17 protein-coding genes and 1 riboswitch are annotated in these 24,461 nt (G+C 72.1%); of the genes, 6 read left to right on the top strand and 11 right to left on the bottom strand.

Features of this window, described 5'->3' with window-relative positions:
• The first annotated feature begins 27 nt into the window (after positions 1 to 27).
• Together ACQP2P_RS02605 and ACQP2P_RS02600 are read left to right on the top strand one after the other, a co-directional pair.
• The gene (locus tag ACQP2P_RS02605) at positions 28 to 2,337 is read left to right on the top strand and encodes a S8 family serine peptidase (protein ID WP_433612907.1); all 2,310 of its coding nucleotides are present in this window, start codon (positions 28 to 30) and stop codon (positions 2,335 to 2,337) included.
• 1,723 nt (positions 2,338 to 4,060) lie between these two features.
• Positions 4,061 to 4,996 (top strand): GNAT family N-acetyltransferase, encoded by a 936-nt coding sequence (locus tag ACQP2P_RS02600; protein ID WP_433612905.1) that lies wholly within the window; start codon positions 4,061 to 4,063, stop codon positions 4,994 to 4,996.
• A gap of 98 nt (positions 4,997 to 5,094) precedes the next feature.
• Here the strand turns inward: ACQP2P_RS02600 and ACQP2P_RS02595 are convergent, their stop codons facing one another.
• Complete coding sequence (locus ACQP2P_RS02595; protein ID WP_433612903.1) at positions 5,095 to 5,334, bottom strand: hypothetical protein; 240 nt, start codon at positions 5,332 to 5,334, stop codon at positions 5,095 to 5,097.
• 91 nt (positions 5,335 to 5,425) lie between these two features.
• Here ACQP2P_RS02595 and ACQP2P_RS02590 point away from each other — a divergent pair, with 91 nt between their 5' ends.
• Positions 5,426 to 6,520, top strand: a complete 1,095-nt coding sequence (locus ACQP2P_RS02590; protein WP_433612901.1) for a dipeptidase — start codon at positions 5,426 to 5,428, stop codon at positions 6,518 to 6,520.
• Here ACQP2P_RS02590 and ACQP2P_RS02585 read toward each other — a convergent pair.
• Complete coding sequence (locus tag ACQP2P_RS02585) at positions 6,517 to 7,872, bottom strand: RNA-guided endonuclease TnpB family protein (protein ID WP_433618929.1); 1,356 nt, start codon at positions 7,870 to 7,872, stop codon at positions 6,517 to 6,519. The two genes, ACQP2P_RS02590 and ACQP2P_RS02585, sit on opposite strands and share 4 nt — an antisense overlap.
• A 243-nt stretch (positions 7,873 to 8,115) precedes the next feature.
• Between ACQP2P_RS02585 and ACQP2P_RS02580 the strand changes: the two genes are divergently transcribed.
• Complete coding sequence (locus tag ACQP2P_RS02580) at positions 8,116 to 9,207, top strand: IS630 family transposase (protein ID WP_433612897.1); 1,092 nt, start codon at positions 8,116 to 8,118, stop codon at positions 9,205 to 9,207.
• A gap of 63 nt (positions 9,208 to 9,270) precedes the next feature.
• Here the strand turns inward: ACQP2P_RS02580 and groL are convergent, their stop codons facing one another.
• From groL to thrC, 6 genes are all read right to left on the bottom strand, one after another.
• A complete protein-coding gene (gene groL, locus ACQP2P_RS02575) occupies positions 9,271 to 10,890 on the bottom strand; it encodes a chaperonin GroEL (protein ID WP_433612895.1) in 1,620 nt (539 codons plus the stop codon).
• A gap of 239 nt (positions 10,891 to 11,129) precedes the next feature.
• Positions 11,130 to 11,504 carry a hypothetical protein gene (locus tag ACQP2P_RS02570; RefSeq protein WP_433612893.1) on the bottom strand — a complete coding sequence of 125 codons (375 nt, stop codon included), beginning with the start codon at positions 11,502 to 11,504 and terminating at the stop codon, positions 11,130 to 11,132.
• Between the two features lie 314 nt (positions 11,505 to 11,818).
• The gene (locus ACQP2P_RS02565; RefSeq protein ID WP_190251253.1) at positions 11,819 to 12,022 is read right to left on the bottom strand and encodes a cold-shock protein; all 204 of its coding nucleotides are present in this window, start codon (positions 12,020 to 12,022) and stop codon (positions 11,819 to 11,821) included.
• A gap of 279 nt (positions 12,023 to 12,301) precedes the next feature.
• Positions 12,302 to 14,014 (bottom strand): phenylacetic acid degradation protein PaaN, encoded by a 1,713-nt coding sequence (paaN, locus tag ACQP2P_RS02560; RefSeq protein WP_433612890.1) that lies wholly within the window; start codon positions 14,012 to 14,014, stop codon positions 12,302 to 12,304.
• 38 nt (positions 14,015 to 14,052) lie between these two features.
• Positions 14,053 to 15,057: a GNAT family N-acetyltransferase gene (locus ACQP2P_RS02555; protein ID WP_433612888.1), complete on the bottom strand. Its 1,005-nt coding sequence runs from the start codon at positions 15,055 to 15,057 to the stop codon at positions 14,053 to 14,055.
• A 306-nt stretch (positions 15,058 to 15,363) separates the two neighbouring features.
• Positions 15,364 to 16,632 (bottom strand): threonine synthase, encoded by a 1,269-nt coding sequence (gene thrC, locus ACQP2P_RS02550; RefSeq protein WP_433612886.1) that lies wholly within the window; start codon positions 16,630 to 16,632, stop codon positions 15,364 to 15,366.
• 11 nt (positions 16,633 to 16,643) lie between these two features.
• A riboswitch (SAM riboswitch) is annotated at positions 16,644 to 16,782 on the bottom strand.
• A 97-nt stretch (positions 16,783 to 16,879) separates the two neighbouring features.
• Between thrC and ACQP2P_RS02545 the strand changes: the two genes are divergently transcribed.
• Positions 16,880 to 17,797, top strand: a complete 918-nt coding sequence (locus tag ACQP2P_RS02545; protein ID WP_433612884.1) for a glucosyl-3-phosphoglycerate synthase — start codon at positions 16,880 to 16,882, stop codon at positions 17,795 to 17,797.
• Here the strand turns inward: ACQP2P_RS02545 and ACQP2P_RS02540 are convergent.
• The 3 genes from ACQP2P_RS02540 to ACQP2P_RS02530 all read right to left on the bottom strand — a co-directional run bounded on the left by ACQP2P_RS02540 (position 17,785) and on the right by ACQP2P_RS02530 (position 22,090).
• Positions 17,785 to 18,258 carry a hypothetical protein gene (locus ACQP2P_RS02540; protein ID WP_433612882.1) on the bottom strand — a complete coding sequence of 158 codons (474 nt, stop codon included), beginning with the start codon at positions 18,256 to 18,258 and terminating at the stop codon, positions 17,785 to 17,787. The two genes, ACQP2P_RS02545 and ACQP2P_RS02540, sit on opposite strands and share 13 nt — an antisense overlap.
• A gap of 43 nt (positions 18,259 to 18,301) precedes the next feature.
• A complete protein-coding gene (locus ACQP2P_RS02535; RefSeq protein ID WP_433612880.1) occupies positions 18,302 to 19,216 on the bottom strand; it encodes an ABC transporter permease in 915 nt (304 codons plus the stop codon).
• Positions 19,217 to 19,390: 174 nt separating this feature from the next.
• Positions 19,391 to 22,090, bottom strand: a complete 2,700-nt coding sequence (locus ACQP2P_RS02530) for an alpha/beta fold hydrolase (RefSeq protein ID WP_433612878.1) — start codon at positions 22,088 to 22,090, stop codon at positions 19,391 to 19,393.
• 77 nt (positions 22,091 to 22,167) lie between these two features.
• Between ACQP2P_RS02530 and ACQP2P_RS02525 the strand changes: the two genes are divergently transcribed.
• A complete protein-coding gene (locus ACQP2P_RS02525) occupies positions 22,168 to 24,420 on the top strand; it encodes an AAA family ATPase (RefSeq protein ID WP_433612876.1) in 2,253 nt (750 codons plus the stop codon).
• Positions 24,421 to 24,461: the final 41 nt, after the last annotated feature.

Raw genomic sequence — 24,461 nt, 5'->3', positions numbered from 1 at the left:
TCATACCCGGCCCGTAGCATCCGGACCATGACAGCGCCGTCGAGACGAAGCTGGGGTTGGTCGCTCGCCCTCACCATCGTGCTCGGCCTCTGGGTGCCGTTCGTCATCGTGGCGCTGAATGCGGGCCTCTGGCTCGTCGACGACACGCTCACCATCGAGGGCGAGTCGGCGCCGCGCGCGCTGTGGCTCGCGGTCGCGGTGACCGGCCTGGCGCTGGCCGGGGTGCCGGCGCTGCTGCTCGGCCTGCTGTCACCGGTGTGGTTCGCGCGGCTGGCGGGCCGGCAGTGGGCCCTCACCACCGGTTTCGGGGCGCTGCTGACCGTCGCACGCCTCGTGCCGCCGACCTATCACGAGTTCTATCTCGCCGTCCTGGCCGCGCTCGCCGCCGCGGCGGCCCTGGTCCACCGGCTCGTCACCGGGCCACTGCGGCCACGCACCGAGCCGGACCGCTGGATGCCGTGGCTGTCGCTCGCCGTCGGGCTGCTGCTCCTGCTGCCGTGGCTGTGGGCAGGCGCGCTCGGCGGGGCCGCCGAGACCGTGCTCGCCCTGGTGGCGGCGCTCGCGATCGCCTGGCTCGCGACCCGCCCGCTGCTCACGCTCACCATCCGCACGCCGACGGGCGCCAACGCCTGGGGCCGGGTGGCGGTGGGCGGCCTGCTCGCGGGCGTGGCGCTCGTGCCGCTCGCGGCCGGCGTCGGCGAGCCGGCGGTGCAGCTCTTCGCCCTGCTGAGCGTGCCCCCGACCGCGTTCGTCCTGGCCGCGCTGCGCCGGGCCGGGATGCCCTCGGTCGTCGCGCTGCTCACGCCGGTGCTGTTCGGCCCGCTCGCATTCGTCGACCCCGACGAGACCTCGCTGATCCTGGGCCTGCGCGACGGGCTCTACTGGGGCGCCATCGCCGCCGCCGCGGCGGGCGTGCTGGCCGTGCTCACCGCGATCCTGCTGCTGGTCGTGTTCCGGCGGGTGCGCTGGCACGCCTGGCTCGCCGGGGCGCTCGCGCTCGTGGTGGCCGCGGCGGGCGCGACGGTGTATGTCGGGCTCGGGCGGCCCGGGCTGCACGGCGAACGGCTCTTCGTGGTCATGCGCGAGCAGGCCGACCTGAGCGGGCTCGCCTCGATGGCCGATCGCGGCGAGCGGGGGCGGGCGACCTACGAGCGGCTGGTCGCGACCGCCGAGCGCTCCCAGGCCGCGCTGCGGGCCGACCTGCGCTCCAAGCACGTCGCGTTCACCCCGTTCTACCTCGTCAACGGCATCGAGGTGGACGCCGGCCCGGTCGCCCGGCAGTGGCTGGCGGGCCGCTCCGACGTCGCCCACGTGCTGCTCAACCCGCAACTGCGCCCGCTGCCGGCCGTCGCCGCGCCGATGCACGGGTCGCGGCCCGCGCCGACGTCGACGCCCTGGAACCTGACGCTGATCGGGGCGGATCGGGTCTGGGAGCGGTACTCCACCGGCAAGGGCATCGTCGTGGGCAGCTCGGACTCGGGCGTCGACGGCACCCACCCGGCCCTGCGGGGCAACTTCCGCGGCGGCAACGACTCGTGGCTCGACCCCTACAACGGCGCGCGCACGCCCACGGACCACAACGGCCACGGCACGCACACCATGGCCACCGCGGTCGGCAAGGACGTCGGCGTCGCGCCCGGCGCCGAGTGGACCGCGTGCGAGAACCTGCCCCGCAACCTGGGCAGCATGGCCAACTACGTGACGTGCCTGCAGTTCATGCTCGCCCCCTACGCGCCGGGCGCCGACCCTTGGCACGCGGGCCACCCGGAGCGCGCCCCGCAGGTGCTGACGAACTCGTGGGGCTGCCCGGCCGTCGAGGGCTGCGACGAGTTCTCGATGCGCCCCGCGATCGACGCCTTCACCGCCGCGGGCATCTTCTTCGTCGCGGCGGCGGGCAACACCGGCCCGCGCTGCGGCTCCATCACCGACCCCCCGGCGAACTACGCCGCGACCCTGACGGTCGGCGCCGTGGACCGCACCGCGCGCGTGGCCGACTTCTCCAGCCGCGGCCCGACGGCCGACGGCCTGTCGAAGCCGGACGTGGTGGCCCCGGGCGTGGACATCCTGTCGGCCCTGCCGGGCGGCGGCTACGACGAGCTGAGCGGCACGTCGATGGCGACGCCCCACGTGGCGGGCGTGGTCGCGCTGATGTGGTCGGCCAACCCGTCGCTGATCGGCAACATCGCCAGGACGCGCGAGATCCTGCGCTCAACGACACGCCCGGCGACGCCGGGCGGCACCGCGTGCGGCGCCCTGTCGAACACCATCGGCGCGGGCCTGATCGACGCTTACGCGGCGGTCCAGGCCGCGGTCGCGCTCAAGACCCCTTCGCCCTAGCCCAGCCCCCCTTGAACCCTGATGCGCGACCTCCTGCCCCCGTCGATCCCGCCCAACAACCCCGCCCAAACCCGGCCCCCGTTTCCACACAACTATCGAGCGTATCGATCAAGTTCATCAGTTTTTATGAATCCTGTATGGTGCTTTTAGCAAGTCGGAACGGGGCACCCTGGAGCCACGTGAACTCCTTCGCCCACCCTTCATCGAGCCTTCCTCTGCCATGAGCCGACCACTCCCCCCGGTCTTCTGGGTCCGAGTACGACGGTCGCGCGTGATACCGAAACCGGCGCATCGGCAGTGCGGGCGTCGCCTCGCCGGGCCACGGCGAGCTCGGGCCACAGTGCCGACGGGCCTGCGGGGCTTGTCGTGGTGTGGCGCTGCGGGAGCCAGTGGGCTCCCGGACGCGACGAGGCGAAGGGGCGGAGGGGTGCGGGCTGCGGTGGGGCGCTGGCCGACGAGCCTGTCGTCGCCGGCCTTTTCGCGGCCGCCCTGGCCGAGGAAGCCGTACACCCGGTGGCGTGCGCGCCTCGTCCGCCCAAACGGTCGATGGCCTCGGCCCGCGACCGAGAGGAGGCCTTCGACGTCCGACGTCGTCGTCGCCGACGCGTTGCCGCCGGCCTCGCGGACGGCGCTGCTCCGCTCGCCGCCCCAGCACCGGCCGGCACGGGCCAGCGGCATCCGGCGGCGCTGCGGTCCGGACCGACTCGGCCACCCAGGCCGCACCGGCCACGGACGGCGCTGCTCCGCTCGCCGCCCCAGCACCGGCCGGCACGGGCCAGCGGCATCCGGCGGCGCTGCGGTCCGGACCGACTCGGCCACCCAGGCCGCACCGGCCACGGACGGCGCTGCTCCGCTCGCCGCCCCAGCGCCGGCCGGCACGGGCCAGCGGCATCCGGCGGCGCTGCGGTCCGGACCGACTCGGCCACCCAGGCCGCACGGGCTCACCGACGAGCATCGACAGGCCGTTCGATCTTCAAGCGACGGCGTGTCAGGCGACCGGCGGTGACCCGAGCGCGGCCGTTCACGGGGACGCCGGCGCGGCAGGCGATCGGTAGCGACCGGGGCCTGGGTCCCTCACGGTCTGACGGCCGGCGCGGCCCGCGCCGGCGTGGGATGCCAACTGGCGCCGCCAGTTCGGGCCCACAAACCGAGGCGCGCTTGAGGGCCTGGGTGCCGGAGTCGGATATAAGGGAATTGACGGTGCATTTGACGCCCGGCGACGGTGCGGCGATCCGGGGCGGCCCGTGCCACCGGGGTTCGGTCCGACATGTCGGGCATTTCACGCCTACCGCACGCCCCGCGCCGTCGGCGGGGGTTCGTGATTGCCCCCTGCGCAGCCGCGCCCGAAGGGGTCAGCGGTTGAGCGCTTGGTGCGATCGGCTGGCCGCGTCACAAGTCGGGCAATTCTCGGCTGCCGCAGGCGTGGAGCGCCGGTTGGCGGCCATCCAGCCAGGGCCAACGCGCGCAGCACCGCACTCAGGTCGCCGGAGTGGTCCTGGCCGCGCGCCGGGGCTCATTGCCGCTGGTTGCCGCGACCACCTGGTCCGGTCCCGGTTGCGCGGGGAGCCGCCCCGCAGTTTTCAGGATTTATAGCCCGTCAGGCGATATTTGGCATGTGCGGCCTTTGTCGGATTCCAGCGCAACGAGAGCGGTGGTTTGCATTTTGCTCACATCCGCGTGACGTGGGCGGACGCGCGTGCAAACAGTTAGGTATGTTTACCAAATGATCGGGGAGCTCGACGGTGTTGGCGGGGTTGGGGCGCTCCTCGCCCGGGCGCTCGACCTGCCGGAAGACGCCGCCGAGGCCGATGTGCTCGCGAACCGGCTCGCGGCGCCGCCTCGTGGGCGGGTGGTGGTGCGGGTGGGGGCCTCGGACGGTACCGGTGTCGCTTTCGCGTCCATCAGCGACGCCGACCCGCGGCTCGGGCACGTCGAGCTGCTCGCCGTGCTGCCGGAGGCGCGCCGTCGTGGCGTCGGGGCGGCGCTGCTGCGCGCGGCCGAGGAGCGCCTCGCCGCCCTGGGCGCCACGCGCGTGCGGCTCGGCGGCAACCCGCCGTGCTACGCGTGGCCGGGCATCGACGTGCGGTACACGCCAGCGGTGTGCCTGGCGCGGCGCGCCGGGTACAAGGTGACCGACACCGCCTGGAACATGACCGCGGACCTGACCCGCCTCAACCAGCCGACCGAGGCGAGGCCCGGCGAGACGCGGCCCGACGAGACGCAGCCCGGCAAGACGCGGTCCGACGAGACGCGGCTGGATGAGTCGCGGCTCGAGGGGCAGGGCGTGAAGGTCCTGCCGGCCGGCCCCGACGCGGCCCCGTGGGTGCGCTCGATCTGGGGCGACGGCTGGGCGTGGGAGGTCGAGCAGTCGCTGGGCCGCGACGGCGCCGGCTGTTACGTGGCCGTGCGCGACGGCGAGATCCTGGGCTTCGCGGCGTACGGCGCCAACCGCCCGAGCTGGTTCGGCCCCATGGGCACCGCCCCGGCCGCGGAGGGGCTCGGCGTGGGACGGGTACTGCTGCGCCGTTGCCTCGCCGACCAGCACTCGCTCGGCCTGCGCTCGGCGCAGATCGGCTGGGCGGGCCCGATCGGGTTCTACTCCAAGGCCGTGGCAGCCAGGGTCGAGCGCGTGTTCTGGATCTACACCAAGGATCTGTGAACGCATGCGGGGCAGGCCGTGGGTTCGCCACGGTCCTACCCCCCACACGTGCCGCCGGTGCCCGTGATCCCCCGTCATGCCACGGGCACCGACGTCGTCTACATGTCCGGCTGGTTGCCGCGCTTCTGCTGCGTCGAGGACTGCGTCTTCGTGCGCGCGCGCATCGTCGCCGTGTTGGCGTTGGTCGACTCGCCCGCCATGATCGAGTCTGGCGTGATCGTCATGTCGTCGGTGAGGTCCTGGTCCAGGTAGCCGAGATCGTCTTCGCTGCGGTGCATGCCGCGCTCGATGCTCTGGCCGGAGTCGAAGCTGCTGCTGTTCTTCTTGGACTTGCCCATGATCCCCCCTCATGTCGGCCCGACCTCACCATATGAGGACCGTTCGCATGTTGACGGCAAAACGCGCATATCCGCGCCCTAAGGTCGGGCTATGAACGGCTCAGTGGTGCTGGACGGCCTGGTGGTGATGGACGGGCACAACGACCTGCCGTGGCGCCTGCGGGTCCGCGGCACCGACGTCGATCTGAGCGGCGACCTGTCGGGCACCGGCCTGCACACCGACCTGCCCCGCCTGCGCCGCGGCGGGGTGGGGGCGCAGTTCTGGAGCGTGTACGTGCCGAACGACCGTCCGGGGCCCCAGGCCGCCGTCCAGGTCGTCGAGCAGGTCGAGCTGGTCCGGGGCCTGGTCGATCGCTACCCCTCGGCCCTGGCGCTGGCCACGAACGCCTACGAGGTCGAGCGGGCCCGCTCCAGCGGCCGCATAGCGTGCCTGCTGGGCGCCGAGGGCGGCCACTGCCTCGACAACTCCCTGGTGGTCCTGCGCTCGTTGCACAAGCTCGGGATTCGGTACCTCACGCTGACCCACTCCCGCAACACCGACTGGGCCGACAGCGCGACGGACACCCCCGCGTCCCACGGCCTGTCGCCGTTCGGCCGGGAGGTCGTGCGGGAGCTGAACCGCCTCGGGATGCTCTGCGACCTGTCACACGTGTCCGATCAGACCATGCACGCGGCCCTGGACATCTCGGCGCACCCCGCGTTCTTCTCGCACTCCTCGGCCCGGGCACTGTGCGCGCACCGCCGCAACGTCCCCGACGACGTGCTGCTGCGCGTACGCGACTCCGGCGGCGTGGTGATGGTGACGTTCGTGCCGTTCTTCCTGACCGACGCCTGCCGCGAGTGGGGCGAGGAGCTGGCGCGGGTGGAGGACGCGATCGCGGCGCCGTGGGACTCGCCGGAGTTCCTGCGGGAGCGCCGGGCCTGGATGGACGCCAACCCGAGCCCGCCCACGACGGTCCGGGACGTGGTCGACCACGTCGAACACGTGCGCGCGGTGGCGGGCGTGGACGCGGTCGGGCTGGGCAGCGACTTCGACGGCACCGAGATCGTGCCCGAGGGCCTGCCGGACGTGTCGGCGTATCCGGCGCTGCTGGCCGAGCTGTCCGAGCGCGGCTGGTCGGAGCCGGAGCTGCGCAAGCTGGCCTGGGAGAACACCATGCGGGTCTTCAAGGCCACGTGCGGCTAGTGCTGTGACCACAAACGTTGACGGGTTTGTGGTTCCTCGCCCGCGGTTGCGGTCGAGCGACTCCCCACCACCTTGTGTTGTGGTGGCGGGGCGGGCCTCAGCCGGCCAACCGGCCCTCGCGCCGCCGCAGCGCCCGTCACCGTGGCTGGTGGCGGGTGGTGTGGTCGGCGGGGGTCACGCCGGGACGGTCCGGCACCGGGAAGATGCCGTCCCGCTCGACGGTGCGTGACCACGCAGGGCAGCACCGCGGCCGCCGTGGTGGTGTCGGTGCCGCCGCCCGCGTTGGGGGTGCGGGTGGCGATGGTGGCCGCCGCGAACAGGTCACGGTGCCCGGAGATGTTGCAGGTGTGGCAGGTCATGGTCCGTCCGGCCGGTTTCCGGATGCGTTGCCGGCAGGCGGGGCAGGTGGACGAGGTGCGCCGCTCGTCCACCAGATGCACGGTGATGCCGGCGAGTTCGGCCTTGTCCCGCAGGACGGCGATCGCGCGGCCGATCTGCCACTGCCGGAGCCGCAGGTTGTGCCGCCGCCCGGCGTCGAGGTCCAGGACGCCGCGGGGGTCGCCGACGCTCAGCGTCCCGACCTGCTGCTGCACGGCCCAGGTGATGACCGTCTTCGCGGCTTCGTGCTGGGCCTGGCGGATACGGCGGCGGTGCCGGGCCTCGACCAGCCGGGCCCGGCGGCGCATCTTGCGCCACCGCCGTGACCCCCGCTGTCCAGGTGCCGGGGCATGGCCGGCGGTGGCCCGGCGGCGGGCCTTCGTATCAGCCAGATGCATCCGGTGCTCCGCACGGATCGCCCGCCCGGACACCAGCAACCCGTGCCCGTCCGGCCCGGCCACCGCATACGGGTGGATGACCCCCAGGTCCACGCCGGCGACCCGGCCAGGGTCAGGCGCGGCGCCCCCGGGGTGGACGGCGACCGGGATCTCGGCGGTGACCTCCAGCCACAACCGGCCGCCCTCCGCCAGCAGCGTCACGGACCGAACCTGCCCGGCCGGGTACGGCACCGCCCGGTCCAGACGCAGCCGCAACGGCGCGGCACCGGCCGCGGCCGGCAGCCGTAGACGGCGGCCGTCCAGGCTGTAGGTGCCGTGATACCAGCGCACCGGCACCAAACCCCGACGACGCCGCGGGAACCGGGCCGTGCTGTCGCCGGCCCGGCGGCGTTTCGCCGCGGCGAACCACGCATCGGAGAACCGGCGCAGGACCGACCGGGCACCCACACTGTCCAGATCGCCGAACGTACCGGGACCCGACGCCGCCAACTCCCGGCACAACGCCTGATACGACACCAGCGGTGCGTCCCGCCGCCGACGCCGCCACACATTGAGCTCCAGCACGCACGCCCACACATCACCGGCCGACCGCAACAACCCGAAACAACGCTCCCGCTGCGCCCGCGTCAACCGCAGACCGACCCGAGCGGTGCGATACACCACCACTGGCAAGGCTGCGTCCCGGCGACGAGGCACACCAACGTTCTAGCACACACGTACGACACAACCCCAACCGCATCAACCCGGCCAACGTTTGCGGTCACGGCACTAGTGTGCCGCGCCACAAGTTCGCCTTATAAATAGGTGTAGGGTGATGGGATGCCGAGGACCGGGCGTCCCACCCCGCCGCTGGTGTTGTCCGACGAGGAGCGCGCGACGTTGGTCCGCTGGTCGCGGCGGGCGAAGTCGGCGCAGGTCCTGGCGATGCGGGCGAAGATCATTCTGGCGTGCGCCGAGGGCACGTCGAACACTGATGTGGCCACGGCTTTGGGTGTGCATCTGTCCACTGTGGGCAAGTGGCGGCGGCGGTTCCTGGCCGAGCGTCTGGACGGGCTGATCGACGAGCAGCGGCCGGGCCGGCCGCCGTCGATCAGCCTGGACCGGGTGGAAGAGGTGGTGGTGGCCACCCTGGAACAGACGCCGCGCAACGCTACCCACTGGTCGCGCACGTCGATGGCGCAGCGGTCGGGGCTGTCGAAGTCCACGATCGGACGGATCTGGCGGGACTTCGGGCTGAAACCGCACCGGGCGGACACGTTCAAACTGTCGACCGACCCGCTGTTCATCGAGAAGGTCGTTGACGTGGTCGGGCTCTATCACAACCCACCGGAACGGGCGGTGGTGCTCTGCGTTGACGAGAAGTCCCAGATCCAAGCGTTGGACCGTTCGCAGCCGGTGCTGCCGATGATGCCGGGCATGCCCGAGCGGCGTACCCACGACTACGCCCGTAACGGGATCACCAGCCTGTTCGCCGCGTTCAACGTGGCTGACGGCACTGTGATCAGCCAGCTGCACCGCCAGCACCGTGCCGCCGAGTTCCAGAAGTTCCTGGTCGCGATCGACAAGACCGTGCCGGCGGAACTGGATGTGCATCTGATCTGCGACAACTACGGCACCCATAAGACCCCGGCCATCCGGGCCTGGCTGGCCCGGCACCCCCGCATCCACATGCACTTCACCCCGACCGGCTCGTCCTGGATCAACCAGGTCGAACGCTGGTTCGGGTTCCTCAGCGAGCAGAAGATCCGCCGCGGCGTCCACAAGAGCGTCCAAGCCCTGGAAGCGGACATCCGGGCGTGGATCGCTGACTGGAACAGCAACCCACGCCCGTTCATCTGGACCAAGACCGCCGAGGAGATCCTGGAGTCACTCGCCCGATTTTGTAGGCGAATTTCTGACGCAGAACACTAGCCGGGAACAGCAACGCGGGCCGGCTCCCAGGGGAGCCGGCCCGCGTTGCTGGAGCTGGTGGACTCAGAAGTCCATGTCGCCGCCGCCGGGCGCGGCCGGCGCCTTCTCCTTCTCCGGCTTGTCCGCCACCACGGCCTCCGTGGTGAGGAACAGCGCCGCGATGGAGGCGGCGTTCTGCAGCGCGGAGCGCGTCACCTTGGCCGGGTCGATGATGCCCTCGGCGAGCAGGTTGACGTATTCGCCGGTCGCGGCGTTGAGACCGTGGCCGGCCTCCAGGTTGCGCACGCGCTCGACGACGACGCCGCCCTCGAGGCCCGCGTTCACCGCGATCTGACGCAGCGGGGCGTCGAGCGCGACCTTGACGATGTTCGCGCCGGTGGCCTCGTCGCCGACGAGGTCCAGCTTGTCGAACGCGGTCTTGCCGGCCTGCACGAGGGCCACGCCACCGCCGGGCACGATGCCCTCCTCGACGGCCGCCTTCGCGTTGCGAACGGCGTCCTCGATGCGGTGCTTGCGCTCCTTGAGCTCGACCTCGGTGGCCGCACCGACCTTGATGACCGCAACGCCGCCGGCCAGCTTGGCCAGGCGCTCCTGCAGCTTCTCGCGGTCGTAGTCGGAGTCGCTCTTCTCGATCTCGGCGCGGATCTCGGCGACCCGGCCGTTGATCGCCTCGGCGTCACCGGCACCGTCGACGATGGTGGTCTCGTCCCGGCTCACCACGACCTTGCGGGCGCGGCCGAGCAGGCTCAGGTCGGCGTTCTCGAGCTTGAGGCCGAGGGTCTCGCTGATGACCTGACCACCGGTGAGGATCGCGATGTCGGCGAGCATCGCCTTGCGGCGGTCACCGAAGCCGGGGGCCTTGACGGCGACCGACTTGAACGTGCCGCGGATCTTGTTCACGACGAGGGTCGCCAGGGCCTCGGCCTCGACGTCCTCGGCGATGATCGCGAGCGGCTTGCCCGCCTGCATGACCTTCTCCAGCACCGGGAGGAGGTCCTTCACCGCGGAGATCTTCGACTCGACGATGAGGATGTAGGGGTCGTCGAGGACGGCCTCCATCCGGTCACTGTCGGTCGCGAAGTAGGGCGAGATGTAGCCCTTGTCGAAGCGCATGCCCTCGGTGAGCTCGAGCTCGAGGCCGAAGGTGTTGCTCTCCTCGACGGTGATGACGCCTTCCTTGCCGACCTTGTCCATCGCCTCGGCGATGATCTCGCCGACGGTGCTGTCACCGGCGGAGATGGAGGCGGTGGAGGCGATCTGCTCCTTGGTCTCCACGTCCTTGGCGAGGTTGGCCAGCTCGTCGGCGACGGAGGCGACGGCCGCCTCGATGCCGCGCTTGAGAGCCATCGGGTTCGCGCCGGCCGCGACGTTGCGCAGGCCCTCGCGGACCAGCGCCTGCGCGAGCACGGTGGCCGTCGTCGTGCCGTCACCGGCGACGTCGTCGGTCTTCTTCGCGACTTCCTTGACCAGCTCGGCGCCGATCTTCTCGTACGGGTCCTCGAGCTCGATCTCCTTGGCGATGCTCACACCATCGTTGGTGATGGTGGGGGCGCCCCACTTCTTCTCGAGCACGACGTTGCGGCCCTTGGGGCCGAGGGTCACCTTGACGGCGTCGGCGAGCTGGTTCATGCCCCGCTCGAGACCGCGGCGCGCCTCTTCGTCGAACGCGATAATCTTGGCCATTCGGCGTTGTCCTCCTGGACACTCACGATTCGCCACGACCCCGTGGGGCCGGCGGCTCACCGCCTGCTTTCGCACCTTCACGGGACCCAACCGGGTCCCCGGCGGTCGGGCCGGATGAGCCCGCGACGACCAGCCTCAGGTGATTGCCCACCAGAGGTCTGCACCGTCCCGACCTTGGCACTCACGGGTTGCGAGTGCCAAGTCCTTGTTTAGCACTCTGGCCCGGCGAGTGCAAGCAATCAGGCAAGCCCGCCAGGTGAAACAGTGGAGGAGGCCCGGCGGGCACTGCGCCGCACGTCATCGCCCAGTTCCGCGGGGCGCAGCGTGGCCGGATCCGGCTCGTGGCGGCCCTCGCGCACCGGGGCCGCGAAGGTTTCGAACGCCCGCCGGAACTGGTGGTCGGCGGGCAACCGCTCCTCGTGTGCGCCCTGGGCGTCCGTGATACGCACCACTGGCTCGAGACCGCGCCGGGGCGGTGAACGCGGCTTCCCGGCGAGCACGTGCTTGCCGGCCTCGAGCGCGGCCCGCGTCCACGCGCGGTGCAGGCCGGTCGGCATCGCCGCCGAACTCGGCGGAGTACCGCGCCGGTCGGCTACCAGTTCCGGCTCGGCCACGGCCAGCTCGACTGGTCGACTTCGATCGGCGCTCGGAGGCCGGCGTCGAGGCCATGCGGCACAAGCCAGTTCACATCGCGGCCTCGAACCGGCCGGCTGGCTCACGCGGCTGCAGCACGCCATCCGCACCGGCGAGTCCGGGCCGTCGAACCCGGTGGCGCCCCGGTTGCCAGGCCGCCTCGTCGTGGTGAAACCGCGCGAGCGGCGCGATTGGCAAGAATTCGGGCATTGACGTGCATGCCGGAGAACAAGGGCGCAGGGCACCGTTCCTCAACAATGAGAACGGTGCCCCGGCGCGGTATTCGGAGTCCGGGTCAGGCGAGGAGCCGGACCCCTTCGGCCTGCGGACCCTTCTGACCCTGCGCGATCTCGAACTCGACGCGCTGTCCGTCCTCCAGCGACTTGTAGCCGTCCATCTGAATCGCGGAGAAGTGGACGAAGACGTCCTGCCCCCCGTCGACCGCGATGAACCCGTAGCCCTTCTCGCTGTTGAACCACTTGACGGTGCCCTGTGCCACGGTGCACTTCCTCTACTTCGGACCTTCTGCCTCCCGGCCGGCTGTGGGAAACCGGGCCGCGGTCTTCGACCACAGCCGCCGGGACCGGGAGTGGCCTCCGGCGAGAGGAACGACGACCGAACCGCACGGTACAGGAGTAGTCGAGGCGCCGACAGGCCCAAATCGGACAGCAAGGTCACGAATCAAACAGCCGGAAAAGGTCGCCGAGCATGCCTTCTCGCAATTTTTCGTTGCAGAGTCAAGCATCGCCCGGCGACTACGTGTTACTGACCTTCGCCGCTACACGTGACGGCGTGACTGAATTACGCGGAAGCGGCTCGCCACGTAGGCACCGTCGGTGAGCGCGGCATTGGCGGCGGGATTGGCGCCGCTGGCGTGGAAGTCGGAAAACGCGGCCGACTGGTTCACGAAGACGCCGCCCGTAAGGTTGACTGACAAATGCACACCTGCAAGTAGTGCGGCCTCTTCCACGGCGTCGAGGACCTCCGGGGACGTCGAATACACCGAAGCGGTCAATGCGCCCTTCTTCCCGACGGTGTCCGCGAAGATCCGCAAACTGCCCGCCGTGGAATCGGTGGCGACAACGAAGGAAATGGGGCCGAACCACTCCGAGCCATAAGTGTCCACATCGCCCGCGCCGAGTTTCCGGATGAGTGGCGTGCGGACCGTCGCCGACGCATAAGCCGGGTGTGAAACGTCTGATGATTCGAGCACCGCGTCGCCGACCGTCGCGGCTTTCTGGAGCCTCTCCAGAACGCCCTGGTTCACGATTGCGCCGGTGAGTTCCACGCCCTTCGCGGGCTCCGCGGTGAGCGCCGAGACGGCCCCGGCAATGCCCTGAGCGACCTCATCGAGCGTCTTGTGCCCCTCGTTCGTGGCAATGCCGGCGGCGGGCACGAGAATGTTCTGCGGAGTGGTGCACATCTGCCCGGAGTACAGCACCAAGGAAAAGCCGATGTTGCGGCACATCCCGGCGAAGTCGTCGGTCGAGTCGATCACGACGGTGTTCACGCCGGCCTTCTCGGTGTAGACCACGGCCTGGCGCGCGTTGGCCTCCAGCCAGTCGCCGAACTCGGTCGAGCCGGTGAAGTCGATGATGCGCACCTCGGGGCGCAGCGCCAGGGTCTTCGCGAGCCCCTCGCCGGGCGCCTCCGCGGCCAGCAGCACGAGGTTGGGGTCGAAGCCGGCGTCGGCGAGCGTCTCGCGGGCGATCTTCACGGTGATCGCCAGCGGCAGGACGGCCCCCGGGTGCGGCTTGACGATCACCGGGTTGCCCGTGGCCAGGGACGCGAAGAAGCCCGGGTAGGAGTTCCAGGTCGGGAACGTGTTGCAGCCGACGACCAGGGCGGCCCCGCGCGGTACGACATGGAAGGTCTTGGACATGTGCAGCGTCTGGCCCTTGCCCGCGGGCTTCTGCCAGTCGGCCATGGCCGGGGTGCGCGTCATCTCGCGGTAGGCGTAGGCGACCGCCTCGAGGGCGCGGTCGAACGCGTGCGGCGCGCCGGCCTGGAAGGCCATGACGAAGGCCTGGCCGGTGGTGGCGTGCACGGCGTTGGCGAGCTCGAACGCGGCCTTGTGCAGGCGCGCCAGGATCTCCAGGCACACGCCCGTGCGGGCCTGCGGGCCGGCCGCGCGCCAGGCGGGCATGCCCTCGGCCAGCGCGGCGAACGCGGCGTCGAGGTCGAGGTGGGGGTAGCGCACGTCGAGCGCGATGCCGAAGGGCGAGGCCTCGGTCGCGACCCAGTCGGTGATGCCCGGCTGATCCTTGAGGGGGAAGTCGGTGCCGAGGTAGGCCTTGTACGCCGCCTCGCCGTCGGCGGCGGCGTGCTCGCCGTAGACGCGCGGGCTGGGCGACTCGGGGTAGTTGGACCAGTACGCACGCTCGGCGATCGCGGTCAGCGCCCGCTCCAGCGTGTCGGCGTGGCTGGCGAACATGGGGTGTGAGTTCTCCATGGCGCCATCCTGCCATCGCGGAGCGGGCCCGCCGACCATCTGACGAGTTCCCGCGACGGTTCCCCCGGGCGGCACCCTCAGTCCCGGATCGGCCCCTGCCAGTTGGCCCAGTGATCGACCAGGCGGAAGCCCATCGCCTCGTTGATCGCGATCATGTACGGGTTGTCGGTCGCGTTGAAGGTGTCGATCGTGGTCACGGCCGGCTCGGCCGCGCGCATCGCCCGCAGGTTGGCGACCTTGGCCACGACGCCGAGCCGTCGGCCCCGGTGCGCGGGGTGCACGAGGGTGATGAGCTGCCAGGCGTGCCAGTCGACGGTCCGGGCGACCCTGATCGCGGTCCAGGCCACCAGGCGGCCGCTCGCCTCGTGCACGAGCCCGGCCTCGTAGCGCCGCGAGCCCCACGCCAGGAACGCCGCGTGCTGGGTGCGCAGCCGGTCGGCGTCGACCCGCTCGGGCTCGACGTCGAGCTCACCCATCGGGGTCTCGGTCACGAACGAGCTGTCCAGCGCCGCGATGTCCTCGATGTACTCCTCCGGCAGCGCGTCGCCCCAGTGCACGAGACGGTAGCCGGCGGCCTTCGCCCGGCCCTCGGCGTAGAGCCGGTCGAGCGCGGCCTCGTCGGCGTCGGCGAGCAGCAGCCGGCGGCGGGCGTCGAGCAGGCCGTTGGTCAGCCCGCACGACTCGGCGAACCCGGCGCGCTCGGCCGGGCCGAAGCCGAGCACCCTCGTGCGGCCGGCGGCGCGGGCGACGGCGGTCGCGTGCGCGAAGAGGGCCCGGCCGACGCCCCGGCGCCGGTGGGCCGGGCGGACGTGGACGTCGACGAGGGCCTTGTCGAGGTTGTCGTGGCGGGGCAGGTCGAGCTGGGCGACACCGACCGGCTCACCGCCGCGACGGGCCAGGAAGCGGTGGCGGGGTCCGCGGGGCGGCGGGACGCGCCACTGCATGTCGTACTGGTACCGGCACTCCGGCGGCAGATCGGGCCGGTCCGCGTGGACCGACTCACCGACGATCTCGAACGCCGCGTCGACGGCCGCCGGGTCGTCGGCGCGCACCTCGACGATCTCGAGCGTGTGCGGGGTCATGGGCCTCAGGGTGTCGCCGCGCCGCGGCCCCCGGCAATCCATTTATGCCCGGAAATGGTCGGGAGGACGCTCGCCAGCACCTCCGGTGCTGTGGTCGCGGATCCAGGGATCTCGCGGCGACACGTCCTCCCGCACCGAGCATCCTGAACCTCGGGACCTAGGGCGTCAAGTCACCCATCCGACGATCCGCGCATCAATAACTACGCTCGGTATCGATCATCTCCCCCGCTCGGACGAGCCGCCCCTCGTCCAAGCGTGGAAGCGCTCTCCGCAGATCAACGCACCGTGATCGCGTGAGCAAAAAAATCATCCGAGCAGACCGGCCTCGCGGGCCGACTTCAGCGACGGCTTGACCCGGTGCGTGGGAACCGCCCGGTCGGCGACCGCATCGAGGGTCTTGAGGCCGTCGCCGGTGTTGAAGATGACCGTCTCGGCGTTCGGGTCGAGCTTGCCGGACTCGACGAGCTTCTTGAGCACCGCGGTGGTGACCCCGCCGGCCGTCTCGGCGTAGACGCCGGCGGTCCGGGCGAGCAGCTGGATGCCCTCGCGGATCTCGTCGTCGCCGACGTACTCCATCCACCCGCCGGTGCGCCGCACGGACTCCAGCGCGTAGACCCCCGCGGCCGGGTCGCCGATGTTGAGGGACTTGGCGATGCCGGTCGGCTTCACCGGGGTGATCTCGTCGCTGCCGTCGTGCAGCGCCTTCGCGATCGGGTTGCAGCCGGCCGACTGGGCGCCGAAGACCTTCCACTCGGTCGCCGGGACGAGCCCGATCTCGACCAGCTCGGCGAACGCCTTGTCGATCTTCGTGAGCAGCTCGCCGCTGGCCATCGGGATGACCACCTGGGCCGGGATGCGCCAGCCGAGCTGCTCGGCCACCTCGTAGCCGAGCGTCTTGGAGCCCTCGGCGTAGAAGGGCCGCACGTTGACGTTGACGAACGCGGTGTTCTCGAACTCGTCGGTCTCGGTGAGCTCCGAGCACAGGCGGTTGACCTCGTCGTAGGAGCCCTCGATGGCGACGACCTCGCCGCCGTACACGGCGGTCATGACGACCTTGCCGGGCTCCAGGTCGGCCGGGATGAACACGGTCGAGGGGACGCCGGCCCGCGCGGCGTGCGCGGCGACGCTGTTGGCGAGGTTGCCGGTGGAGGCGCAGGAGTAGCGCGTGAAGCCCAGCGCCTTCGCCGCGGTGAGGGCCACGGACACGACGCGGTCCTTGAACGAGTGCGTCGGGTTGGCGGAGTCGTCCTTGACGTACAGCGGCGCGGTGAACCCGAGCTCCCGGCCCAGGCCGTCGGCCCGCACCAGCGGGGTCAGGCCCGGGTCCAGGGTCACGCGGGTCTCGGGGTCCAGCCCCACGGGCAGCAGCGGCGCGTAGCGCCAGATGTTCTTCGGCCCCGCCTCGATCTGCTCCCGGGTCACCTTGGCCAGCGCCGCGGCGTCGTAGCCGACCTCGAGCGGGCCGAAACACTCGTAGCACGCGTGCTGTGCGGCGAGCGGGAAGGTCGCCCCGCACCCGCGGCAGACCAGGTTGCGGGCGGGCGAGTCGGTGAAGACGCTGAGCGTCGAGGTCATGGGAGGCCTTCCTCTCATCTTTCCCATAGCGCACGGGCGTGCGCCGGGACGGATTTGGCACCTACCGCGACGGGCCTCGTCTTCGAGCACACGTCGCAGGGGTTGCCGGGGCTTCATCGGGCCGTATCCCTCTGCCCCTCTGGATGAGGTATTGAGTTGTGAGCGGAGCTGCATCTGAGTGTAAGGGGCACCACCGGCCGCCGGGTATGAGTCATCTCACGAGCTGGGCGGGGCTAGCGTTTCAGGCATGCATCCAGCGGCGGCGGACTGGTTCACACGGCGCACCTCCCGCTGGCCCGACTGGCCGGCCGACGAGGTGCTCGCGGCGAAGGGTGACACCCGGGTCAGCGTCGTGCTGCCCGCGCTCGACGAGGAGCCGACGGTCGGCGAGATCGTCACCGGGGTGCGCAGCCTCGGCCCCCTGGTCGACGAGCTGGTCGTGGTCGACTCCGGCTCGGTGGACCGCACCGCCGAGGTCGCCGCGGCCGCGGGCGCCACCGTGCACCACCGCGACGACATCCTCCCGGCGACCGGCTCCCGGCCGGGCAAGGGCGAGGTGCTGTGGAAGGCGCTCGCCGTCACCAAGGGCGACATCCTGGTGTACGTCGACGCGGACCTCACCGACTTCCGGCCCCACTTCGTGACGGGGCTGCTGGGCCCGCTGCTGGCCGACCCCGCGACGCTGATGGTGAAGGCGTTCTACGACCGGCCCCTGCTCGACGTCTCCGCGGCCGGCGGCGGCCGGGTCACCGAGCTGGCCGCCCGCCCGCTGCTCAACGCGCACTTCCCGGAGCTGGCCGGGGTCGTGCAGCCGCTCGCCGGCGAGTACGCGGCCCGCCGCACCCTGCTCGAGTCGCTGCCGTTCGCGGCCGGCTACGGCGTGGAGACCGGCCTGCTCATCGACGCCTGGCGCACGCACGGGCTCGACGCGGTCGCCCAGGTCGACCTGGGTCAGCGCACCCACGGCCACCAGGACACGGCCGCGCTGGGCCGCATGGCGGCGACGATCCTGCAGACGATCAACGCCCGCGTGTCGCCGAGGCACTCCCTCTGGCCGACGTTGACGCAGTTCGAGCGGCGGGATTCGGCCGTGGTACCGCACGAGACGCCCGTCGCCCACCCGGACCGCCCCCCGATGGTGACGGTCCCCGGCTACTCCTCCTGAGCCGGGACGAACCGCCACAGCTGCGCGGTCGCAACCCCGGCACCGGCCACCGCCAGCGCGAGGGCGGCCCACTCGGCGCTCAGCAGCCACCACGGCGTCTCGATGATCGCGACCGGCGGCTCGCCGGAGATCGAGGCGACCACCAGCACGACCGCGACCAGGAGCATCAGCACCAGCAGCAGGACCGAGACGAGCCGCAGCATCCACCGGCCGGTGCGGCCGCCGAGGCGGGCCATGACCGTGCTGCCCGCGGCCACCGTGGCGCCGAACGCGCTCGCGATCGCGCCGATGAGCGTGAAGATCTTCGCGGTCTGCGCCTCCACCGGGCCCCGGGTCAGGTTCGAGCTCTGGGCGAAGTGGGTCCACTCGTAGAGGTGGGTCTGGTCGTAGTACAGCCCGGCCGCGAGGGCGGCGAGCCCCACGGCCAGGGCACATGCGCCGGCTAGGGCGGAGATCCGCATGGACGGGCACCCTACCCGCCGGTAGGGGCCCGTCCGGCACGGGTCAGCTCACGACGTCCTTGCGCAGGAAGCGCCACCATGCCAGCGAGAAGAAGACGGTGGCGTAGAGCAGGGACGCGATCGCCCCCTTGACCAGGTCGTCGGTCTGCATCGGGCTCGACAGCAGGCCGAGCCAGGCGTCGGCGTAGTGCGTCGGCAGCACGGTGCGCAGGTTTCCGAGCGCGGTGATCTGGTCGAGGATGTTCGACAGGATCTGCAGGAGCACCGCCCCGCCGACGGCGCCGAGCGGGGCGTCGGTCGACACCGAGAGCAGGAACGCGAGGGAGGCCACGACGAGCAGGGTGACGCAGAGGTACGCCACGATCTCCATCAGCCGCACGAGGCTCGTCCCGGCCGCGATCTCGCCGCCGATCGGTGCGCTCAGCGGCGCCCAGCCGTAGCGCAGGGTGCCCGCGGCGAGCGCCGTCGCCACCAGGATCAGGATCGCCGCGAGGCTGTAGAGCAGCGACACGGCGAGCTTGACGGCCAGCAGGCGGGAGCGCGGGACCGGCATCGCCAGCAGGTAGCGCAGGCTCCCCCAGCTCGCCTCGGACGCCACCGTGTCGCCGTGGAAGAGGGCCACCACGACGACGAGCAGGAAGCCGGCCGAGACGAGCAGGGTGAAGAGGGTGAAGTTCGGGCCGCCGCTCGTGGCCAGGTCGGACAGGCGGGAGAACTCGCCGCCTCCGCCCCCGCCGCCGTTGTCGTTCGAGTTGCCGCTGTCGAGCTGGAACGCGGTCAGGATGATCAGCGGGAGCAGCACCATGAAGCCCAGCGCGAGCTGGGTGCGCCGCCGCGAGCCCTGCCGGCGGATCTCCGTCCACAGCGAGAGGGTCGCGCCCGGCCGGTACCCGGGGGCGCCCCCGACGACCTCGATGGTGCTCACGCCGACACCTCCGCTTCGCTCCGTACCGCTCATGCCGACACCTCCGCTGCGCTCCGGCGCCGGCCTGAGCCAAAACTGCGCCCCTGATGAGCGGCCACTCCGCTTCGCTCCGTACCGCTCATGCCGACACCTCCGCTGCGCTCCGGCGCCGGCCTGAGCCAAAACTGCGCCCCTGATGAGCGGCCACTCCGCTTCGCTCCGTACCGCTCATTCGCGCTCTCCGCTCGCCTTGGTGTCCCCGCCCACCAGGGACAGGAACGCGTCCTCCAGCCGCCGCCGCGGCGTGACCCGGTCGATGCCGACCCCGGCCCGCACGAGCGCCGCGACGACCTCGGCCCGCGGCGTGCCGTCGATGTCGATGACCAGCCCGCGCCCGCCGGACCACGCCACCGAGCGCACGCCGGCCACCTCGCCCAGCACCTTCTCGGCCTCGTCGACGTCGGAGACGTCCAGCTGCACCGTCGGCGAGTCGCCCACGATGTCCTCGACCGGCCCGGCCGCGACCACCTCGCCCCGGTGCATGACCACCACGTCGGTGCAGGTCTGCTCCACCTCGGCGAGCAGGTGGCTGGAGACCAGCACGGCCCGGCCGCCGGTGGCGTAGCGGCGCAGCACCTTGCGCATCTCGGCGATCTGCGGCGGGTCGAGCCCGTCCGTCGGCTCGTCGAGCACCAGCAGCTCCGGCAGGCCGAGCATGGCCTGGGCGATGGCGAGGCGCTGGCGCATGCCGTGGCTGTACGTCTTCACCCGCCGGTGCACCGCGTTGCCGAGGCCGGCGATGTCGTACGCCTCCTCGAAGTGCGCGTCCGCCGCGGGCCGGCCGGTGGCGCGCCAGTACAGCTCCAGGTTCTGCGCCCCCGTCAGGTGGGGCAGGAAGCCCGGCCCCTCGACGAGCGCGCCGACCCGGGACAGCACCGGCGAGCCGGGCAGCAGCCGGTGCCCGAAGACCAGGATCTCGCCGGCCGTGGGCCGGGTCAGGCCCATGAGCACGCGCAGCGAGGTGGTCTTGCCGGCCCCGTTCGGCCCCAGGAGCCCGACGACCTGTCCCCTGTGGACGGTGAAGTCCACCTTGGACACGGCGACGAAGTCCTTGTACTCCTTGCGCAGCCCCCGCACCACGAGCGGCGTGTCCACGTGCTCGGCGTCGACGCTGCGGTCGATGCGCCGGGCCCGGCCGCGGGCCACCAGCATCGCGATCACGAGCGCGAGGAGGATCGCGGCGACGAGGGCGGCCAGGACCCACCGCCAGATGACGTCCGGGTTCGCGATCGGCGTCCCGGTGGCGGCGGGCAGGGTGATCGCCCCGTCGACCGCGACGGTGTAGACGACCGGCTCGGGCGGCGACCAGTAGGCGGTGTCCGCGGTCGCCACGGTGATCCCGACCCGGCTGCCGGCCTCGAAGCGGTGCACGACGGCGGGGAGGATGACGGTGATCGGTACCGCATCCGCGATGTCCTTCGGCAGGCCCGTCAGCCGGATCGGGGCGATCAGCCCGTCCGGGATCGACGGGGTGCCCTTGGACGGCAGGTCGTAGAGCTTCACGAACAGCGTCGCCTCGCCGGTCGGGGACGCCGCGCGGATCTTGACCCGCGGCGCGCCGGCGGTGTCGAGCGCGGCGCCCAGCGGGGCCGAGACGAAGTCGGCGTGCTGGCCCGGGATCTCCCGCGAGATGCCCGAGCCCAGGCCGCTGGAGCCGAGCAGGCTCGACAGCCCGGCGAGCGGCAGCGACGAGATCGCCGCCGGGTTGCCGTCGGGCGGGTTGGCGATCGGCTGGGCCGGCCCGGTCAGGTCCACCGTGGTGCCCGGGCCGGTGATGCCCGGGTAGGTGTCCACCTTCGAGGCGGCGGTGACCAGGCCGCGGCCCTGGGCGTTGAGGCCGGAGACGCGCGAGTAGGTGAAGCTGTTCTCCGGCGCCTTGCCGTTGCCCTTCAGGTAGTGGTCCAGCCACTGCCCGGTGAGCAGCCGCAGCCGGTCGACCTCGGACTGCGGGCCGGTTCCGCCGTCGTGACCGCCGGTGAACCACGCGACCCGCACCGGGGTGCCCGTGGCCGCGATGCCGCGCGCGTTCGCGTCGCCCTCGCTGAGCGGGAAGAGCGTGTCGACCTGGCCCTGGACCAGCAGCGTCGGCGCCTTGATCTTCTCCAGCACCGACGAGGGCGAGGACTTGCGCAGCAGGGCCTCCGCGGCCGGGGTGGCCTTGCCGGTCGTGGCGATGTCGAGGTAGGCCCGGCAGAGGTCGGCCGCGAAGCGCCCGCACTGCGGGTTCCTCGGGTTCTCGGAGGCGCCGAAGAACTGCCCGGCCCACTGCTTCTTGAACACCCCGCCCGGCAGGAACACGTTGACCAGGTCGTTCCACGTGATCATGGGCACGATGGCGTCGACCCGGGTGTCCTGGGCGGCCAGCAGCAGCGCCAGCGCCCCGCCGTAGGAGCCGCCGACCGCGGCCACCTTGGGGTCGTTGCCGGACCTGGCGATGTCGGGCCGCGCGGCGAGCCAGTCGATGAGCCGCTGGGCGTCCTTCACCTCCCAGTCGGGGCTGTCGAGGTGGATCTCCCCGGTCGAGCGGCCGAAGCCCTGGGCCGTCCAGGCCAGGACGGCGTAGCCCTGCTCGGCGTACAACTCGGCGTCGCTCTTCACGCTCTGCTTCGTGCCGCCGAAGCCGTGCGCGAGCAGGATCGCCGGCACCGGGGCCGTCGAGCTCGCGGACTTGGGCAGGTAGAGCGTCGTGTCGAGGGTGACCTCGTCGGTGTCGCCGGGCCCGGTGCGGACCGTGAGCATCTGGTCGGTGGTGCGGTAGCTCTTCGGCGCGGGGGCCGCGGCCCACCCCACCAGCCCCGCGACCAGGACGATCCCGACGGCGCCGGCGATGACCTGGCGCCGGCTGAGGCGCGGGAGACGAAATCGCATTGGCCAAACGTACGCACCGGATGTTGCGGAAAGTGGAAAGACTCAGCCCCTTCACAGCAACAGCTACGCTCGAACGCGTGTCGGCGACCTTGACCCTGACTGCCAGCCTGCGCCCGGCCGCGCTCGACGCCCGCCGCGGGGTCGTGCGCCTGCATCCGGAGGTGCTCACGGCGCTCGGGCTGCGCCCGGGCGACCCGGTCACGCTCACCGGGCGGCGAACCTCGGCCGGCATCGTCGCGGTGGCCGAGCCGGGGGCGAGCCGCGCCCTGCTCTACGCCGACGATCTGCTGCTGGGCAACCTCGGCCTGCGCGACGGCGGCCAGGTCACCGTCGCGACCGCCCCGCTGCGCGCGGCCGCGACGGTCACGCTGTCCGGCCCGTCCGAGATCATGGCGGTCGTGTCGCCGGAGATGCTGCGCCTGGCGCTGCTGGGCAAGGTGGTCACGGTGGGCGACAACGTGTCGCTGCTGCCCCAGGACGTCTCGCTCGGCACCCTGTCGGTGTCGGCGCCGGCGGTCCACATGGTCGACCGCGGTCTCGTCGAGGCGGCCCGGCGCAGCCTTTCCAACACCGTCGGCTACGCGTTCACCAGCGCGCTGCTGAGCGTCGAGGCGGCCGAGCCGGCCGGCGCCGCGCTGGTCACCATGGATACCGCGGTCGGATGGCTGCACGGCCACGCGACACACGCCCCGGGCGGCGTGATGGCCACGCCCCGCTCCGCCCCGGCCCCGGCCACGCCGGCCGTGACCCCGGCCGGCCCGGCGCCGACCCTCGACGACCTGCCGGGCCTGCGCGCCCAGGGCGAGCAGCTCATCGAGCTGCTCGACCTCGGCTTCCACCACGGCGAGGTGCTGGCCAAGCTCGGCACCACCGTGTCCCTGGGCGTGCTGGTCACCGGGCCGGCCGGCTCCGGCAAGTCGGCGCTCGTGCACGCGGTCGCGGCCCAGGTCGAGGCCCAGGTGGTCGCGCTGTGGGCGCCCGAGATCGCCGCGCTCACCAACAACGACGCGGCCGCGCGCCTGCGCAAGGCCGCCGACGAGATGCGAGCACCGGGCCCGGCCGTCCTGCTCATCTCCGACGTCGACGCGCTCGCCCCGCGCGACCAGCCCGGCCCGCTGGCCACGGTCTTCCGCCAGCTGCTCGGCGAGCTGATCCGCGAGGGCGAGGCGGTCGTGTGCACCACCAGCCGCCCCGAGTCGGTCGACCCGGCCCTGCACTCCCCGGAGCTGCTGGCCCACGAGATCTCGCTGCCGCTGCCCGACGCCGCCCTGCGCCGCGAGCAGCTCGCGGTGCTCACCCGCGGCATGCCGCTGGCCGACGACGTGAAGCTCGACGACGTCGCCTCCCGCACGCCCGGCTTCGTGGCCGCCGACCTCGCCGCGCTGGCCCGGGAGGCGGGTGTACGCGCGGCGCTGCGCCATCGCCGCGAGGCCGAGACCCCGAAGGTCGTGATGGCCGACTTCGAGGCCGCCCTGGAGGTGGTCCGGCCGACGTCGATGGCCGAGAGCTCGCTCGAGCTGGCCAAGGTGACCCTGGACGACGTCGGCGACATGGTGGAGGTGAAGCAGACGCTGACCGAGTCGGTGCTGTGGCCGCTGTCCTACCCCGACGCCTTCTCCCGCCTCGGCGTCGAGCCCCCGCGCGGGGTGCTGCTCTACGGCCCGCCCGGCTGCGGCAAGACCTTCCTGGTCAAGGCGATCGCGGGCACCGGCAAGGCGAACGTGCTCTCGGTGAAGGGCGCCGAGCTGCTCTCGAAGTGGGTGGGCGAGTCCGAGCGGGCGGTCCGCGAGCTGTTCCGCCGCGCCCGCGAGGCCGCCCCGACCCTCGTCTTCCTCGACGAGGTGGACGCCCTGGCCCCGACCCGTGGCCAGGCGACCGACGGCGGCACGACCGACCGCGTGGTCGCGGCCCTGCTCACCGAGCTCGACGGCGTCGAGTCGCTGCGCAACGTCGTGGTCATCGGCGCGACGAACCGCCCCGACCTGGTCGACCCGGCCCTGCTGCGCCCGGGCCGCCTGGAGCGCCTGGTCTTCGTGCCGCCACCGGACGCCGACGCGCGCGCCGAGATCCTGCGCGCGGCGGCCAAGTCGGTCCCGCTCGCGCCGGACGTGGACCTCGCCGCCCTGGCCGCGTCGCTGGACCGCTTCTCGGCCGCGGACTGCGCGGCGCTGGTGCGGGAGTCGGCCCTGGCCGCGATGCGGGAGTCGCTGGACGCGACCGAGGTGACGGCGGCGCACGTGGAGCTGGCCCGCTCGCGGGTGCGGCCGTCGCTCGACCCGACCCAGGTGGAGTGGCTGGCCAACTACGCGGAGCAGCAGAAGGCCCGCTGACGCCGGATCGCGCTCCGCCATCACCGACACTCGCCGCTGCA

The organism is Dactylosporangium sp. CA-139114 (assembly GCF_050955725.1).
Lineage (GTDB): Bacteria > Actinomycetota > Actinomycetes > Mycobacteriales > Micromonosporaceae > Dactylosporangium.
The sequence above is the reverse complement of the archived record's forward strand: the minus strand, read 5'-3'. Positions and strand labels throughout refer to the sequence as shown.